This is a genomic window from Marinobacter sp., assembly GCF_033722735.1.
Lineage (GTDB): Bacteria > Pseudomonadota > Gammaproteobacteria > Pseudomonadales > Oleiphilaceae > Marinobacter.
This window is the reverse complement of record NZ_JAWVYN010000005.1, coordinates 115,882-132,215: the sequence shown is the minus strand read 5'-3', so window position 1 is coordinate 132,215 and position 16,334 is coordinate 115,882. Positions and strand designations below refer to the sequence as shown.

Sequence of the window (16,334 nt, the reverse complement as noted above, 5' to 3'; positions counted from 1 at the left end):
TGCCCGGTCAGCCTCTTTAAACATGGGCTGCAAGAGAGCCGCAGGATTCCCTGATTCACCCCGGACGGCTCCACACCATACTGCACAAGAGGAGTTCATGCTTTGAGTTCTGTAGATTCCCAGCAACGAGTGCTGTCAGGAATGCGTCCAACTGGCAAGCTGCACCTTGGTCACTACCACGGTGTGCTGAAAAACTGGGTTAAGCTCCAGCATGAATACGAGTGTTTCTTCTTTGTGGCCGACTGGCACGCCTTGACCACCAACTACGACGAAACCGCCGGTATCGAGGAGAGCGTGTGGGACATGGTGATCGACTGGCTGGCGGCCGGGGTGAATCCCGGGTCGTCAACCATGTTCATCCAGTCCAAGGTGCCCGAACACGCGGAACTGCACCTGCTGCTGTCCATGATCACGCCCCTGGGCTGGCTGGAGCGGGTGCCCACCTACAAGGATCAGCAGGAGAAGTTGCGGGAGAAGGATCTGGCCACCTACGGTTTCCTGGGTTACCCGCTGCTGCAGAGCGCCGATATCCTGATTTACCGTGCCGGCCGGGTGCCGGTGGGCGCCGACCAGGTGTCCCACGTGGAGATCACCCGGGAGGTGGCGCGCCGGTTCAACCACGTATATGGGCGCGAGCCCGGTTTCGAAGAGCAGGCGGAAAGTGCCATCGTCAAGATGGGCAAGAAGAACGCCAAGCTCTATCGGACCCTGAAGAAGCGCTACCAGGAGGAAGGTGACCTGGAAGCGCTGGATACCGCCCGGGCACTGCTGAAAGAGCAGCAGAACATTTCCCTGGGGGACCGGGAACGGTTGTACGGTTACATTGAAGGCGGTGGCAAGGTCATCCTGCCGGAGCCGCAGCCGCTGCTGGCGCCGGAATCCAAGATGCCGGGGCTGGATGGGCAGAAGATGTCCAAGTCCTACAACAACACCATCGGCCTGCGGGAAGAGCCGGATGTGGTGAGTCAGAAGATTCGCACCATGCAGACCGACCCGGCCCGGGTTCGCCGCACCGATCCGGGGGAACCGGAAAAATGCCCGGTCTGGGGGCTGCACAAGGTGTATTCCGACAAGGACACTCAGGAATGGGTACAGACCGGCTGTCGAAGCGCCGGTATCGGTTGCCTGGACTGCAAGAAGCCATTGATTGACGCGGTGATCGAAGAGCAGCGGCCGCTGCATGAGCGGGCCCGGGAATACGAAAGCAATCCCGACCTGGTGCGCTCGATCATCGAAGAAGGTTGCGAACAGGCCCGGGATGCAGCGCGCGATACCCTGGAAGAAGTGCGCGCGGCCATGGGGCTGAGCTACCGTTAACCGGATCGAGGCGTCGAAATGACCGAAGACACCAGCGCAACTCAGGGCCCTGAAGCGAGTGAGGGCGCGGCCGCGCCCGAGGCCTCACCACTGGCACTGGTGTCTGGCAAGCCACTGGTGGACGTACCGAAAGACCTGTACATTCCGCCGGACGCGCTGGCGGTGTTTCTCGAGGCGTTCGAGGGGCCGCTGGATCTGCTGCTGTACCTGATCCGCCGGCAAAACATGGACATTCTCGACATCGATGTCAGTGAAATTACCCGCCAGTACATGGACTACATCGGAGCCATCGAGGCCATGCGCTTCGAGTTGGCGGCGGAGTACCTGGTCATGGCGGCCACGCTGGCGGAGATCAAGTCGCGGATGTTGCTGCCGCGCCAGGAATCGGAAGAGGACGACGAGGTGGATCCCCGCGCCGAGCTGATCCGGCGACTGCAGCAGTACGAGCGCTTCAAGAAGGCGGCCGAGGATATCGACGAATTGCCCCGCCTGGAGCGGGACAACTTTGTGGGAACCGCCGGCCTGCCCAAACTGCCCAGCTCCCAGCCCCACCCGGACGTGGACCTGCGGGAACTGCTGCTGGCGCTGCAGGGCGTACTGAAGCGGGCGGACCTGTTTACCAGCCACCAGGTGGAGAAGGAGAAGTTGTCCACCCGTGAGCGGATGTCCTCAATACTGTCCGCCCTCAGCGGCGATCGTTTCGTGAACTTCGAGAGCCTGTTCACCCCGGAAGAAGGCCGGCTGGGGGTGGTGGTGACCTTCCTGGCGACCCTCGAGCTTGTCAAAGAGCAGCTGATCGAGGTGGTCCAGGGCGAGGTTCTCGGGCCCATTCATGTACGCGCCCGCGCGTCCGACTGATCGGGATAGTGGGAGCCCGGAGCGCCCACTGGATTTTGGACTGATCAACTTATGAACGAAGAACAGATTCAACGATTGCAGGCGATTGTCGAAGCGGCGCTGCTGGCGTCGGGCAAGCCCCTGTCACTGGATCAGCTGCTTGACCTGTTCCAGGACCATGAACGCCCGGCCCGCCAAGTGATGGAGCATGTGCTGGCCCAGCTGGACGCCTCCTGCGAAGGCCGCGGCTTCGAGCTCAAGAAGGTGGCCAGCGGCTATCGCCTGCAGGTGCGTGAGGAGTACGCGCCCTGGGTGGGGCGGCTGTTCGAGGAAAAGCCGCAACGCTATTCCCGTGCGCTGCTGGAAACCCTGGCCCTCATTGCCTACCGTCAGCCCATCACCCGGGGCGAAATCGAAGAGATTCGCGGGGTGACGGTCAGCAGTAATATTGTACGTACCCTGCTGGAACGGGAATGGGTGCGGGTTGTGGGCCATCGAGATGTGCCCGGACGTCCGGCCATGTACGCCACCACCCGGCAGTTCCTCGACTATTTCAACATGAAGAGTCTGGACCAGTTGCCTCCGCTGTCCGAGGTACGCGATCTGGAAGACATAGGTCGTGAGATCGAGCAGAGCATGCAGGGGGAGATTGAATTCAAGGAGTCTTCCGGTGACGACGAGGCGGCCGGGGCCGGCACCGAACCGAACGGCGACGCCCCGGACCCCGACAAGACCCTGCATTAACCGGATTCCACACCGAATATCAAAAGGATCACACCATGGGATCAGAACGCTCCCGCAGACGCCAGTCCCTGCCGGAATTCACCGCGCCGGAGCGCCTGCAAAAGCTCCTGGCCAGGGCCGGCCTCGGCTCCAGGCGGGCCATCGAGGACCTGATTGAGGCAGGACGGGTCAGCGTCAACGGCGAAACCGCCACAATGGGGCAGAAAGCCACCGCCCAGGACCGTATCGAACTGGATGGCCGAAAGATCGATCTCGAGGCAGCCAGTCAGGTCGTGCGCCGGGTGCTGGTCTACAACAAGCCCGAAGGGGAAGTGACCACCCGCGATGACCCTGAGGGGCGCCCCACCGTGTTCGACCGCCTGCCACGGCTCAAGGACCAGCGCTGGATAGCGGTCGGGCGTCTGGACATCAACACCACCGGCTTAATGCTGTTCACCACCGATGGTGAGCTCGCCAACCGGTTGATGCATCCGTCCAACGAAGTGGATCGGGAATACGCCGTGCGCATCTTTGGTGAGGTGGATGACGCCATGATCGAACGCCTGCTGGAAGGGGTGCTGCTCGAAGACGGCATGGCCCGGTTCTCCGACGTGTCGCCGGCCGGTGGCAGCGGTCTCAATCGCTGGTTCCACGTAACCCTGATGGAGGGGCGCAACCGGGAAGTGCGGCGCCTGTGGGAATCCCAGGGCGTGCAGGTGAGTCGTTTGAAGCGGGTGCGGTATGGGCCAATCTTCTTGCCCAGCCGGCTCTCGGTGGGACGCTGGGAAGAGCTGGGACAAAAGGCGGCGGACGATTTGAGTCAGTCCGTCGGGTTGGAACCGGTGCCGATTCCCGTCAAGACACCCGGGGAGCGGGTGCGCCACGAAAGGAAACGGAGGAAGCAGCCTGCCAAGTCGGTGAAGCGGGGCGGCGGCTCCAAATGGCAGGTCAGTGACAGTAAGCCCGGGCGCCAGCCTCAGTCGACTCGCAAGAAGTCTCGGCGGTGACCGGCCTATCGGATCCGATCTGAAGTTCGGGTCTGGTTCCTGCCCTGGTTCTTGGCGCGATACAGCGCTTCGTCGGCCCGGGCCAGCCATTGCTCCGGATGTTCGCCGCTCTGTCGGGTGGCCAGGCCCAGGCTGCAGGTGACCTTGACCTGCCGATCTCCGCATCGAACCTGGATGTCGGCTACCCGAGTACGAATCCTCTCCGCCACCACTTGCGCATCCTCCTCTTCGGAATGGGGGAGCAGGATCGCAAATTCCTCTCCGCCGAAGCGGAACAGGCTGTCCGAATGGCGCACCGCCTGCTCAATCTCACGGGCAGCGGCTTTCAGGATATGGTCGCCGATCACGTGGCCGTAGCTGTCGTTGATGTTCTTGAAACGATCCAGGTCGCAGAGGATCAGGGAGTAGTGTTCGTGGTGCCGGTCGCTGATGCAGCACGCCTTCCAGAGCGCCTCATCCAGTGCGCGTTTGTTCGGCACTGAGGTCAGCGCATCGGTCAGCGCTGCCTGCTCAACCCTGGCATACTGGCAGGCATTTCTGATCGGGCAAATGGCAACGCCGAGCAGGTGTTCGATCGCGCTGAGTTCCTCATCCGCAAATCGGGCCCGGCGGTTAAGCACCAGCGTGCCCAGCGATTCTCCCTGCAAGTTGAGGTTGTACTCGCAGCGATGCCGACCGCCGAGACCACTGGCGTAGACGAAATCCTGGCGGCCAATGCGATGCCGGTATGTAAACTGGTCGTAGGGCACCAGTGCGCTCAGTTCCTCGGCGACCACGGCAATCAGGTGCTCCAGGGACAGTGAGGTGGAAAGCCGCCGGCAGAGACGAACGAGAGGATTGTCATTATGCTGCCAGTCCTGCGTGGCCTGCTTGATCAACGCCAACTGGTCGCTTGGTTTGTGAAGTGGCTCGACGTTCGGGTGCTTGCTCGACATAACCGGTCCTTATTGCTGCATGTGAACGTCTTAGCAGTAATGGTGCCAGGATTAGAAAAGATATAATAAACAAGCAAATATAGAATTTAGCTAAGGCAGGTCTCGGAATTTTCGACGCTTGGGTCAAAAAAATGACGCAGATCCGGCTCGGAGCTGTCAGACATGCCCGTGGCATGACCCGCAGTGGTAGTCCATGGTGAGTCGGTGCGCCGAGAAATATTGCATGGGGGGACCCGGGCCCTTTGCCGGCTATGGTACACTTCCGGGCTGTTTCAGAGCTGGAAGTTTCAACCTGGAGAGAAGTGACACTCGTTATGCGGTTTCAGGCCCCTGAAAGTTTGGCGGAGCAAATTGCTCGGCATCTTGGTCAACGGATTGTCACGGGACGACTGGCGCCGGGTGAACGGGTACAGGAAATGAAGGTGGCCGGTGAGCTGGACGTTAGCCGGGGCTCTGTACGGGAAGCCTTGCTCATACTCGAGCGCCGCCACCTGGTGGAGATCTTCCCCCGCCGGGGGGCGATGGTCTCGCAACTGACCCCGGGCCTGGTCAACAGTCTGTACGACATCTACATAGAGTTGCTGTGCATGTTGGGCCGCAAACTGATGGAGCGATGGTCAGCCAGCGATCTCACCGACATCATGGGCCAGGTTCAGGAGTTGCAGACACTGGCCAGCGCCAGCCAGAAGACCGGCGACGAGGCCACCGAACGGGTTATCGATGCCGGTTTTGCCGTGATGCGGCATGCCTACGGCCTGGTGGAGAACCCGTTTCTCGAAGAGACCCTGGAGAACTTCCGGCCGGCGATCAGCCGGACCTATTACGTGGCCCTGAAGAACTTTCAGGGGGAGGTCCTGGAAACTGAACGGTTTTTCCGGGATGTGAAGAACGCAGTCGACCAGGGCCAGACCGGAGGACTGGTTGACGCCATCCGACGTTTTGGTGAGCACCAGCGACAGCAGGTGCTGAAGACCCTGGAACAGGCAGAGTCGGCCTGATGCCCCTGGCTGACTTCCCCATGACTGACCCGTTGAGCGACTGAAGACAACGCCTATGCGCCTCAAATCGATCAAACTGGCCGGGTTCAAATCCTTCGTGGACCCCACCACCGTGCCGTTCCCTACCAACATGACCGCGGTGGTCGGGCCCAATGGATGCGGCAAGTCCAACATTATCGATGCGGTGCGCTGGGTTATGGGGGAAAGCTCGGCCAAGTACCTGCGCGGCGAATCGATGACCGACGTTATCTTCAACGGCTCCAGCGCCCGCAAGCCGGTGGGCCAGGCCTCCATTGAACTGGTGTTCGACAACGGAGACGGTTCCGCCCCCGGCGAGTTTGCCCGCTTTGCCGAGATCTCGGTACGCCGCCGCGTCTCCCGGGAAGGGCAATCCGAATACTTTCTCAACGGTTCCAAGTGTCGCCGCCGGGATATCACCGACCTGTTCCTCGGAACCGGCCTCGGGCCCCGCAGTTACGCCATTATCGAACAGGGCATGATCTCCCGGCTGATCGAGGCCAAACCCGAGGAACTGCGGGTGTACATCGAGGAAGCGGCGGGTATTTCCAAGTACAAGGAACGCCGCAAAGAGACCGAGAGTCGCATCCGTCGCACCCAGGAGAACCTGGAGCGGCTCACCGACCTGCGTGAAGAGCTCGATCGCCAGCTCCAGCACCTCAAGCGCCAGTCCCAGGCGGCGGAGAAGTACAAGGCCTACAAACAGGAAGAACGGCAGAAGAAGGCCGAGCTCACCGTCCTGCGCTGGCAGGCGCTGGACCAGGACCTTCACACCTGGCGTGAAAAGATCAGCCAGACCGAACTGGAGCTGGAGCGTCTGCTCACCGAACGGGTGAGCCTGGAATCGTCGCTGGAATCTCTGCGCGAAGCCCACCACGAGCGGACCGAACACTTCAACAAGGCCCAGGCCCGCTATTACGAGGCCGGAGCGGACATCGCCCGGATTGAACAAAGCCTGGAGCATCAGCGCGAACGCAGCCGCCAGAGCGCAACCGAACTCGACCAGGCCCTGGCCAACCAGCGCGAGTTGACGCGGGAACTGGAGCAGGACGAGGCCAAGCTCGCTGCGATCCAGGAAGAGGTCGACATGCTCGAGCCCGAGCAGGAGGCCCTGGCCATGAACTCGGAGGAATCCGGGGAGAAGCTGCAACTGGCGGAGGACGCCATGAGCGACTGGCAGCAGACCTGGGAAGCGTTCAGCGCCCGATCCTCCGATGCCCGTCGCCAGGCGGAGCTGGCGCAGTCTCGGATTCGGTCCCTGGAAGACGCCATCCAGCAGCTTCGGCAGCGTCGCGAGCGGCTTAACGACGAACGGGAACTCCTGGAAGGTCAGATCGATCGCCAGGAACTGGATGAGCTGACCGAGCAGGAAGCTGAGCTGGCGATGCAGCGGGAAGACGCCGCGATGCGCATCGAAGACCTCCAGGACCGCCTCCAGGACGCCCGCCAGGGGCTGAAATCGGCTGAGGCCGAGGCCTCCGAGCATCGCCAACGGACGCAAACACTCCGGGCGACGGTTGAGTCCCAGCGGGTGATGCTCGAGGAACAGCTGGGGGGGCAGGACACCGAGTTGCAGGACTGGTTGAGTGCTCACCAGCTCGCCTCCCTGCCCAGGATGGCCCAGCAGCTGCGTATCGAGAGTGGCTGGGAATTTGCCGTGGAACAGGTGTTGGGCCGCTTTGCCCACGGCGTCAGCGTTCCGGACCTGGGCGAGCTGGGGGACGTCCTGCAGGCCGCGCCCAAGGGCGCAACTCTGGTGGCGCAGCGCGATGGCGATAGTGGCGACGGTCGCGGCGCTTTGCTCGAACGGGTCAACAATGCGGGCGGCCTGACCGGCTTGCTGGGCTCCATCGATACCGCCGAATCCCTGTCCGAGGCCCTGGAGAAGCGGGGCTCACTGGCGCCGGGAACCTCGATCGTCACCCGCGACGGTGTCTGGGTTGCGCGTGACTGGATTCGGATGCCGGAGTCCGACTCAGGCCAGATGGGGGTCATCGAGCGGCAGCAGAAGCTGGAGCGGCTGGACGTCGAGCTTGATGAGGCGGAGACTGCCCTGGCAGCCGCCAATGAGCGCCTGCAGGGTTATCAGCTACAGCTCGACAGCGCCGAAACCGAGCGCGAAGAGGCCCAGCGCCAGCTTAACGACATCGAGCGCCAGGTCAGCGACGTCAACTCGCGGATAAGCGGGGTGAGGGCTCGCGCCGAGCAGATCGAAGCCCGTTTGCAGCGTATCCGGGACGACAGCGAGGAAGTGGGGGCGCAGTTACTGGAGCAACAGGAGCGCCTGGAGGATGAGCGCGAGGAGTGGCAGCAGGCGTTGGCCGCTACCGAAGACAGCGAAGAGGAAAAGGAGCGTCTGCTGGAACGGCGAGACAGCCTCCGCGAGAACCTCGATCGGCTGCGCCAGCAGGCTCGGCACGACCGAGACCATGCCCACCAGCTGCAGCTGCAGTTGCAGTCACTGCACAGTCAGCGGGATGGCCTGAAGCAGACCATCGAGCGGATGCAACTGCAGAAGGAGCGGCTGGACGAACGCATTGATGTCCTGCGGGAATCCCGCGAGACCGCGGAGGAGCCCATTGAAGACCTGAAGATGGAGCTGGAAGGCCTGCTGGAACGGCGCCTGGCCGAGGAAGAGAAGCTGGCCACCGCCCGTGATGCCCTGGAGGAAATCGATCGGGAAGTCCGTGAGAAAGAGCAGGGCCGGGGAGGCGCGGAGCACCGGATCCAGGACGTGCGGGGCCAGTTGGAGAAGCTCAAGATGGAGTCCCAGGCCCTGGAAATCCGGGCCGGCAACCATCTGGAGCAACTCAAGGACCTCGATGCCCAGCTCAAGGATGTGCTTGAGAGCATGCCGGAGGAGGCGACTGAACAACTCTGGGCCGAGGAGCTGGAAAAATTGGCCGGACGCATCCAGCGGCTGGGGGCCATCAACCTGGCGGCCATTGAAGAGTACCAGGTCCAGAGCGAACGCAAGACCTACCTGGATTCCCAGCACGAAGACCTGATGGAAGCGTTGGAAACCCTCGATAACGCGATCCGCAAGATTGACCGGGAAACCCGTCAACGCTTCAAGGAAACCTTCGACCAGGTCAATAACGGCCTGCAGGCGCTGTTCCCGAAGGTGTTTGGTGGCGGCAATGCCTATCTGGAACTGACCGGTGAAGACCTGCTGGAAACCGGCGTGGCCATCATGGCCCGTCCACCGGGGAAGAAGAACAGCACGATTCATCTGCTGTCGGGCGGTGAGAAGGCGCTGACTGCCATTGCGCTGGTGTTCTCGATCTTCCAGCTCAACCCGGCACCGTTCTGTATGCTGGACGAGGTGGACGCACCGCTCGACGATGCCAACGTTGGCCGTTACGCCAACATGGTCAAAGAGATGTCCAAGCAGGTACAGTTCATTTACATCAGCCACAACAAGATCGCAATGGAGATGGCCGATCAGCTCATGGGGGTCACCATGCACGAACCGGGCTGTTCCCGGTTGGTGTCGGTCGATGTCGAGGAAGCGGCAGCCCTGGCAGAGGCCTGATCGCGACAAATTAATGACAATCCCGCCATGTGGCCCGCTGGCGCGTTGTATTCATGGCGGGCTTTTCATAGAGTAACGACGATAAGCGATTAGCAAACAGGACAGCAGCACTATGTCACTTAGGGAATGGTTAATCACCATAGGTACCCTGGTTATTCTCGGCATTGTTATTGATGGGGTGCGCCGGATGAGGCGTGCCAAAAAGGAATCGATGGCGATCTCTTCCGGCATGGGGGCGGATGACCTGCAGGAGTCGCCGCTGGATGACGAGTACAACCCCGAACTGCCCAATGGCGGCGCCCGTACCGTGTCCCGCCAAACCTTGGAGGATCGGGGCTACGTCCGCAAGGCGGGCAAGTCCCGGTTCGCGAATCCAGACCCCAAACCCACCCGACCGGTGGTGGACGCCAAAGATTCGGTGAGTGCGTCCGAGTCGCAGTCTGGTGATGGGGAACAAGGGTGGCCCGAGGAGTCCTGGACTGCGCAGGAGCCGGAGGCCGATACCGTCAGCGAAGATGCGATGGCTGCCGACGCTGCCGGCTGGAGCGCGCTGGATGATGAAGACGAACCGGAGAACGGGATCATTGGTGAGGCCCGTACCGTCAGGCCGGAAGACACCCAGAGCCGCACGCAGGTCAGCCAGGAAGCGGATCAGGTGACGGAACTGGCGCCGGACCAGACCACCGAGGTGGAGCAGGACACCGCCAGCCGGAGCCATGCGGAACCGGAAAATGATCAGCCCCTGGCCGGCGCGAACCGCCCCGAAGCTCAGGAAGTCATTGTGATCAATGTGCTGGCCAAGCCAGACCGGGAATTCCAGGGCACCGCCCTGAAGAAGCTGTTTGAGGCCTGCGGGTTGGAGCATGGGGATATGGATATCTATCATCGCCACGAACAGTCCGATACCCACAGCCCGGTCCAGTTCAGTGTTGCCAATGCGGTGGAGCCTGGTACCTTCAAGCCCATCGATATGGCGACCCTATCCACGCCGGGGATCAGCTTCTTCATGAGTCTCCCGGGGCCGACCAATGCCCTCCAGGCGTTTGATTTCATGCTGGAGACAGCCCAATGTGTGGTGAGAAACCTGGGCGGGGAACTCAAGGACGAACGCCGCAGCGTGATGACCGGGCAGACCATCGAGCACTGCCGTCAGCGCATTCGTGAGTTTGAGCGCAAGCGTCACTCACGGCGGCCCTAGGGGCATTGCCCGGAGCAAGGCTAGATAATTGCCCGGAAAACCAGTTCAACGAGCGCCCGGTCATACCCGGGCGTTTTGCATTCGGTATCAGGAAACCTGCGCAATGAGTCACGGTGAACTTCCCGTTTCGGAGAGGCTGCAGCAATTGCGGCAGCAGATTGACGACCACAACTATCGTTACTACGTCCTGGACGATCCACAGATCCCCGATGTGGAGTACGATCGCCTGTTCCGGGAGTTGCAAACGCTGGAAGCGGAACATCCGGAGTTGATCTCGCCCGATTCGCCGACCCAGCGGGTAGGGGCCCTTGGCGAGACCACCTTCGAGCCGGTTACCCATCGTATCCCCATGCTGTCCCTGGACAACGCCTTTGACGAGGAAGAGCTTCGGGATTTCGACCGTCGCATTCGTGACCGTCTTGAAACCACCGAAGCGATCACCTACGTGTGCGAACCCAAGCTCGATGGCCTGGCCGTAAGCCTGCACTACGAGCAGGGCCTCCTGGTGCGGGCGGCGACCCGTGGGGATGGCTATGTGGGCGAGGACATTACCGGCAATATCCGGACAATTCCGTCGGTCCCCTTGAAACTCCGTGGCCAGGATGTGCCCGAACTGGTGGAGGTCAGGGGCGAGGTCTACATGCCCAGGGCGGGCTTTGAGTCGCTTAATCGGAGCCTGGCGAATCAGGGCGAGAAAACCTTCGTTAACCCGCGCAATGCGGCGGCTGGTAGCCTGCGCCAGAAAAGCCCGGCAGTGACCGCCCGGCGGCCACTGGAGATGTGCGCCTACAGCGTCGCCGTCCCCGATGAAGGCGTATTGCCAGACACCCAATGGGAGTGTTTGCAGCGGGTGCGCGACTGGGGCTTCCGAATCAACCCGGAAATGCGTATGGCAGCGGGGGTTGAGCAGTGTCTGGAGGCGTACCATTCGTTGCTCGACAAACGGCCGGAGCTGCCGTACGAGATTGACGGCATTGTGTTCAAGGTCGACCGGCTGGACCTGCAGGCAAAGCTGGGATTCGTTTCCCGGGCCCCGCGCTGGGCGATCGCCCATAAGTTTCCGGCAGAAGAAGCGCTCACCGTGTTGGAAGGGGTGGACTTCCAGGTGGGCCGCACCGGTGCCGTCACCCCGGTTGCGCGGCTCAAGCCGGTGTTTGTGGGCGGGGTGACGGTCAGCAACGCCACCCTTCACAACATGGATGAGATTCAGCGGCTGGATGTGCGGATCGGCGATACGGTGTTCGTCCGCCGTGCCGGCGATGTGATCCCCCAGGTGGTCAAGGTGGTTCCGGACAAACGCCCGGACAACGCCCGGACAATCCAGCTGCCCGAAGCGTGCCCGGTGTGTGACTCGGATATCGTGCAGATTGAAGGCGAGGCCGTGGCCCGCTGCTCCGGGGGACTGTTCTGCCCGGCCCAGCGCAAGGAGGCCATCCGCCACTATGCGTCCCGCAAGGCGCTGGATATCGAGGGGCTGGGGGAGAAACTGATCGATCTCCTGGTGGATCGGGAACTGGTCCAGACCGTGGCCGATCTCTATGCGCTGAAAAAGGCTGACCTCCTCGGGCTGGAGAGGATGGGGGAGAAGTCCGCCAGTAACCTGGTCAACGCCATCGAGGCGGCCAAGCATCCCGAGCTCTGGCGCTTCATCTACGCGCTGGGCATCCGCGAGGTGGGTGAAGCCACGGCCAAGGGGCTGGCCCGGCACTATGGCTCGCTGGAGGCCCTGATGCAGGCCGACGAGACGTCCTTGCAGGAGGTGCCGGACGTAGGGCCCATTGTGGCCGGGCATGTCCGCAGCTTCTTCGATCAGCCCCACAACCAGGAAACCATCGACGCGCTGCGTCGGAACGGAGTGCAGTGGCAGCAGGAGGCGGTCGAGGCAGGGGGGCGTCCCCTCAACGGTGAAACCTGGGTGCTCACCGGGACCCTGACCGCCATGACCCGCGATCAGGCCAAGCAGATCCTGGAAGACCTGGGGGCCAAGGTCTCCGGCAGTGTGTCCGGCAAAACCACCTGCGTGGTTGCGGGTGAGTCCGCCGGGTCCAAGCTCACCAAGGCCCAGTCTCTGGGGGTCCGGGTACTGGACGAGGAAGGGTTTGCGGACCTATTGACGTCCCATGGCGTGGTGGTGCCGGAGTAGCCTGTGACGGTGAGCCCGCGTAGCCGGCTGCGCAGGCGCGGGCACCATGGATCAGGGGCGATTCAACCGTACGTTTCTGAGAACTCGCGCAGATAGCCGCCAGGGCAAATTGATTACCATGGGAGGGTTCTGTAACGGTATGTAACCTGCCGTCCCATAATAACAATGCCCTGATAACGGATTTCTGCATGACTGTCGTATCGATTCCTGCCTGCTTTTCACGCCCGGTCACGCTGGGGCTGGTCGCCGTGCTGGTGTTGGGCCTTGCCGGGTGCAAGACCAAGAAAGACGCAGACGATCCCACCATCCTGGGAATTCCCGCCTCCAAGGCCTACCTGGGGGTGGAGTATTCCTACAACTTCGGCGCCTATGGCGGCGAGGACATCCTCGATTTTTCCCTCAGCAACGCACCGTCCTGGCTGGGACTTGAGGACACCGCCAACAAGGCCCGCCAGGGCATCATCCTGCGTGGGGTGCCCGGCATTACCGGGGGCCAGCGGGGCGAAGACGATCTGGGTAAAAACCTGGACATCGTCCTGTTGACCACCGACGGCGATCGGGTGGGGCTGCAGCCGTTTGATATCGAGGTGGTTGAGAACGAGGTGTCCCTCTCTGCTTCCGACGTCACCGAAGGCACCGGAGCGGGCACCGAAGTGGAAGACGGCGGGGAGTCCGCCTGCGAGCCTCCGGAAATGGCGGAAACCGGCATCCACTCCTACACCCGTAACCTCTATGACGACGACGGCAACGTGGTGGGTACTGGTGACCGTACAGACAAGACCCATCCTATGGTCGTGACCGTCACCCTGGACCAGCCATCAGTCACCACCGTCAGCGTCGCCTTCCAGCTCACCAGCCAATACAATCCGGAAGACTGTGACAGTGGGGTGGTCGCGCCCCACCAGCAGTGCGACAACAGTGCCGACAACCGCGACAACGCGGCGGTGGGTCCCGATGTGGTGGCCTTGGGCAGTGCCAGCGAGTCAGCGCTACCAGTACCGGACTACCTTCAGTACCAGCTGGATGAAGACGGCTACTTCTCAGGGGGCGTGCTGACGTTTGAGCCCGGGATAACCGAGTGTTATATCCGGCTGGAAGTGGTGAATGACACCATTGCCGAGAGCCCGGAATCCTTCACCCTGGCGCTGACGGAGGTACGGGAAGGGCTGGCGAGCATTTCCGACGGCACCTCCGAAGGGGAACTGAGTATCGAGATTGCCGATGACGAGCCGCGGGCCATGCTTGAGACAGCATTGGGCCTGGCGCAGGACGCGATCAACGCCATGGCCGTGGATCCGGACGTTGACCCCATCCCTGAGTACCTGGTTCGCCTGACCGGGGAGCGCAAGGGGGGCTACCGCGTCAGACTCAGTACCGCCAATTCCTCGGCGGTCCCCGGCACCGATTTCGAAATCGAAGTGCAGAACGAGTCGGGGGAATGGGGCACCGGGAAATCTGTGGAGATTCCGGCAACCTCGGACACCGGCCGGTTCCGGATTCGGGTGTTGGATACCTTTGCCAATGCGTTGGACCGTGACAAGGAGGTGAGGTTGTCCGTGGACGAAGTCTACCAGGCCGGACGCGAAGGGTTCGCCGGCGCCGCTGGATCAACGTTGCAGGTTGGGCTGAATGAGTTGACCGGGGATCTGCTGGTTGGCAATGACGGCGCCTTCGTACCCACGGACATGGCTCTGGGACACGATGGCCGGCACTTCATTGTCGGCTATGACGGAGGCACAAATCTGCCTCAGCTCCGGATCCTGGATCGGCTGGGGGCCGATTCGCTGGCCCCTGTGGAACTGCCGGACGCGCCTGTCGCCGGATCTGGGGTGCCGGTCGTCGACTACATTGAGAAGAAGCTGTCTAACGACAGCTTCGAGCGCCGGCTGGTGGTCAGTTACAGCACGGCCGGAGCCATTACCGGTGCCACCAATGCCGGCGGAACCGACCTGGTGACCGCCCTCTACCAGTTCGACAGCGCTGCGGAACCGGCGGGCTACGTCCAGGTCTGGGCGCATCAGAGTGGCAGCGCTGGCAATGATTCGCCGCGCTGGGTAGGGCTGGATAGCTCTTACAGTGTCTTCATAAGCGGGCAGACTTCCGGTGCCTGGTCCCCGGATGGCAGCGCCGGGGGAATGGACAGCTTTGTCCAGAGAATCGATACGGACCAGGACGGCGGCTCCGCCACGGCCAAAGTGGCATGGACCCGACAAGCGGGCTCTGGGCTGGATGAAACGGTCATTGGCGGAGACCTGGCCACCAGTGGCGCGGTCGCCGTGGGCACCAGCCGAGGCGCTGTGGCAGGGGAGCCCCAATTAGGTGGCCGGGACTTTTACTTCTATGATGCCTCGTCCCCCACGGCGAGCCTGACGATCCGCCAGCGGGGAACCGAGGCCGACGATACGGTGACGGCGGCGCAGTACGTCGACAACGGCCTGTGGCTGGCCGGGCATGCCTTCAGCCAGTACTCCGCTCAGGCGGTGGAGGACAGCTCGGTACCGGGTGCCCTGGAACTCACTCAGGAGGCGACAGCCAGCGAGGCGGGATTTCTCCTCCGTTACGCCATGTCGGGACAGCTCAACCGGGTGGTCATGTTGAACGACGTAGACGATATCTCGGATGAGCAAGTCAATGTATTGTCACTGTTCGATGATGATCTGGTGGTGGCCGGTAGCAGTAATGGCCTGTTCGGTGCCCAGGCGAGCAACGGCTCCAACCAGCCCCAGGCCATTCTGGCCCGGGTGGATGCGGATACCGGCGTGGAGGCCGGTGACGCCGTGATTTGGCGGGCACAGGCCGATCTGGACAATGCCAGGGTGGTTCGTCTGGGGCAGTACCGGAATCAGGAGCTGGCTGCGCTGGTGGAGGTTGGAGAGAGCGGTAGCCGGCAATGGCAGCTGGTGTTGTACAGCGGCAGCGGTCGCCGGCTGAACTGATTACCGGTCAGACGTTCCCCTCCTGCCGACTGGGGCTGGCATACAGGCGCAGGTAATCCGTGCTGGTGACGATGCCGACCACCAGGCTCCGGTGATCGATCACCACGGCTGAATCGAGCCGGTGGGCCAGCATCAGTCGGGCCAACTGGTGCGCGTCCGTTTCCGGCGATGCTGTCAGGAACGCGGGGAGCTCCACATGACTGAAGCGGTAGATAGCCGCGTCGGCATCGTTCTGACGGAGCCATTCCAGGATCCAGGTCTTGTCCACCAGGCCTGCCACTTCGTTCTCGGCGACCACAATCAGGTGCCGGAAGGCGTGTTGATCCATTATTGCGAGGGCCTCGCCCAGGGTGGCCGATGTCGGCAGCGTGTGCAGGGTGGAGGTGGCCAGCCGGGATACCGGAAGGTAAGGGCGCTGGCTCTCCTCTTCAGCGCCGGTATTCTCTCCGTACTCAGCAGCTGCACGTTGGTGTGCCGGCCACTGGGCATTAAGCACCTCAGGGTCTGTGGCGTCATTCCGCTGAGGATTGATTGGATGGTACTCCACCATTTCGGTCACGGTATCCACCGGCCGATCGCGGAAAACCTCTGGTAACCGAGTGCCCTGCGGCCGTCCCGGCTCACTCACATAGATTGCCATGCCAGCTCCCTCTCAACGTCACCCCCTTCTATGGGGGTCTATGTTAA

The 16,334-nt window shown here is 62.2% G+C and carries 11 protein-coding genes; 9 read left to right on the top strand and 2 right to left on the bottom strand.

What is annotated here, in order from left to right; genetic code table 11:
- The first annotated feature begins 102 nt into the window (after positions 1-102).
- Genes R3175_RS06015 through rluB form a run of 4 tightly spaced genes read left to right on the top strand, consistent with a single transcriptional unit; the run spans position 103 to position 3,884 of the window.
- The gene (locus tag R3175_RS06015) at positions 103-1,317 is read left to right on the top strand and encodes a tryptophan--tRNA ligase (protein ID WP_318942969.1); all 1,215 of its coding nucleotides are present in this window, start codon (positions 103-105) and stop codon (positions 1,315-1,317) included.
- Between the two features lie 18 nt (positions 1,318-1,335).
- Positions 1,336-2,175, top strand: coding sequence for a ScpA family protein (locus R3175_RS06010; RefSeq protein WP_318942968.1), 840 nt, complete (start codon positions 1,336-1,338; stop codon positions 2,173-2,175).
- A 51-nt stretch (positions 2,176-2,226) separates the two neighbouring features.
- Positions 2,227-2,898 (top strand): SMC-Scp complex subunit ScpB, encoded by a 672-nt coding sequence (gene scpB / locus R3175_RS06005; protein WP_318942967.1) that lies wholly within the window; start codon positions 2,227-2,229, stop codon positions 2,896-2,898.
- Between the two features lie 35 nt (positions 2,899-2,933).
- Positions 2,934-3,884, top strand: coding sequence for a 23S rRNA pseudouridine(2605) synthase RluB (gene rluB / locus R3175_RS06000; RefSeq protein WP_318942966.1), 951 nt, complete (start codon positions 2,934-2,936; stop codon positions 3,882-3,884).
- A gap of 5 nt (positions 3,885-3,889) precedes the next feature.
- Here the strand turns inward: rluB and R3175_RS05995 are convergent, their stop codons facing one another.
- Complete coding sequence (locus R3175_RS05995) at positions 3,890-4,819, bottom strand: GGDEF domain-containing protein (RefSeq protein ID WP_318942965.1); 930 nt, start codon at positions 4,817-4,819, stop codon at positions 3,890-3,892.
- A 338-nt stretch (positions 4,820-5,157) separates the two neighbouring features.
- Between R3175_RS05995 and R3175_RS05990 the strand changes: the two genes are divergently transcribed.
- The 5 genes from R3175_RS05990 to R3175_RS05970 all read left to right on the top strand — a co-directional run bounded on the left by R3175_RS05990 (position 5,158) and on the right by R3175_RS05970 (position 15,647).
- Positions 5,158-5,817 (top strand): GntR family transcriptional regulator, encoded by a 660-nt coding sequence (locus tag R3175_RS05990; RefSeq protein ID WP_318942964.1) that lies wholly within the window; start codon positions 5,158-5,160, stop codon positions 5,815-5,817.
- 55 nt (positions 5,818-5,872) lie between these two features.
- Positions 5,873-9,370, top strand: a complete 3,498-nt coding sequence (smc, locus tag R3175_RS05985) for a chromosome segregation protein SMC (protein ID WP_318942963.1) — start codon at positions 5,873-5,875, stop codon at positions 9,368-9,370.
- Between the two features lie 112 nt (positions 9,371-9,482).
- Complete coding sequence (zipA, locus tag R3175_RS05980) at positions 9,483-10,568, top strand: cell division protein ZipA (RefSeq protein WP_318942962.1); 1,086 nt, start codon at positions 9,483-9,485, stop codon at positions 10,566-10,568.
- A gap of 103 nt (positions 10,569-10,671) precedes the next feature.
- Complete coding sequence (gene ligA / locus R3175_RS05975; RefSeq protein ID WP_318942961.1) at positions 10,672-12,711, top strand: NAD-dependent DNA ligase LigA; 2,040 nt, start codon at positions 10,672-10,674, stop codon at positions 12,709-12,711.
- Positions 12,712-12,899: 188 nt separating this feature from the next.
- Positions 12,900-15,647 carry a Calx-beta domain-containing protein gene (locus R3175_RS05970; RefSeq protein ID WP_318942960.1) on the top strand — a complete coding sequence of 916 codons (2,748 nt, stop codon included), beginning with the start codon at positions 12,900-12,902 and terminating at the stop codon, positions 15,645-15,647.
- Positions 15,648-15,654: 7 nt separating this feature from the next.
- On the opposite strand, the gene R3175_RS05965 is transcribed toward R3175_RS05970, so the two are convergent.
- Positions 15,655-16,287 carry an HPP family protein gene (locus R3175_RS05965; protein ID WP_318942959.1) on the bottom strand — a complete coding sequence of 211 codons (633 nt, stop codon included), beginning with the start codon at positions 16,285-16,287 and terminating at the stop codon, positions 15,655-15,657.
- Between the last annotated feature and the right edge of the window lie 47 nt (positions 16,288-16,334).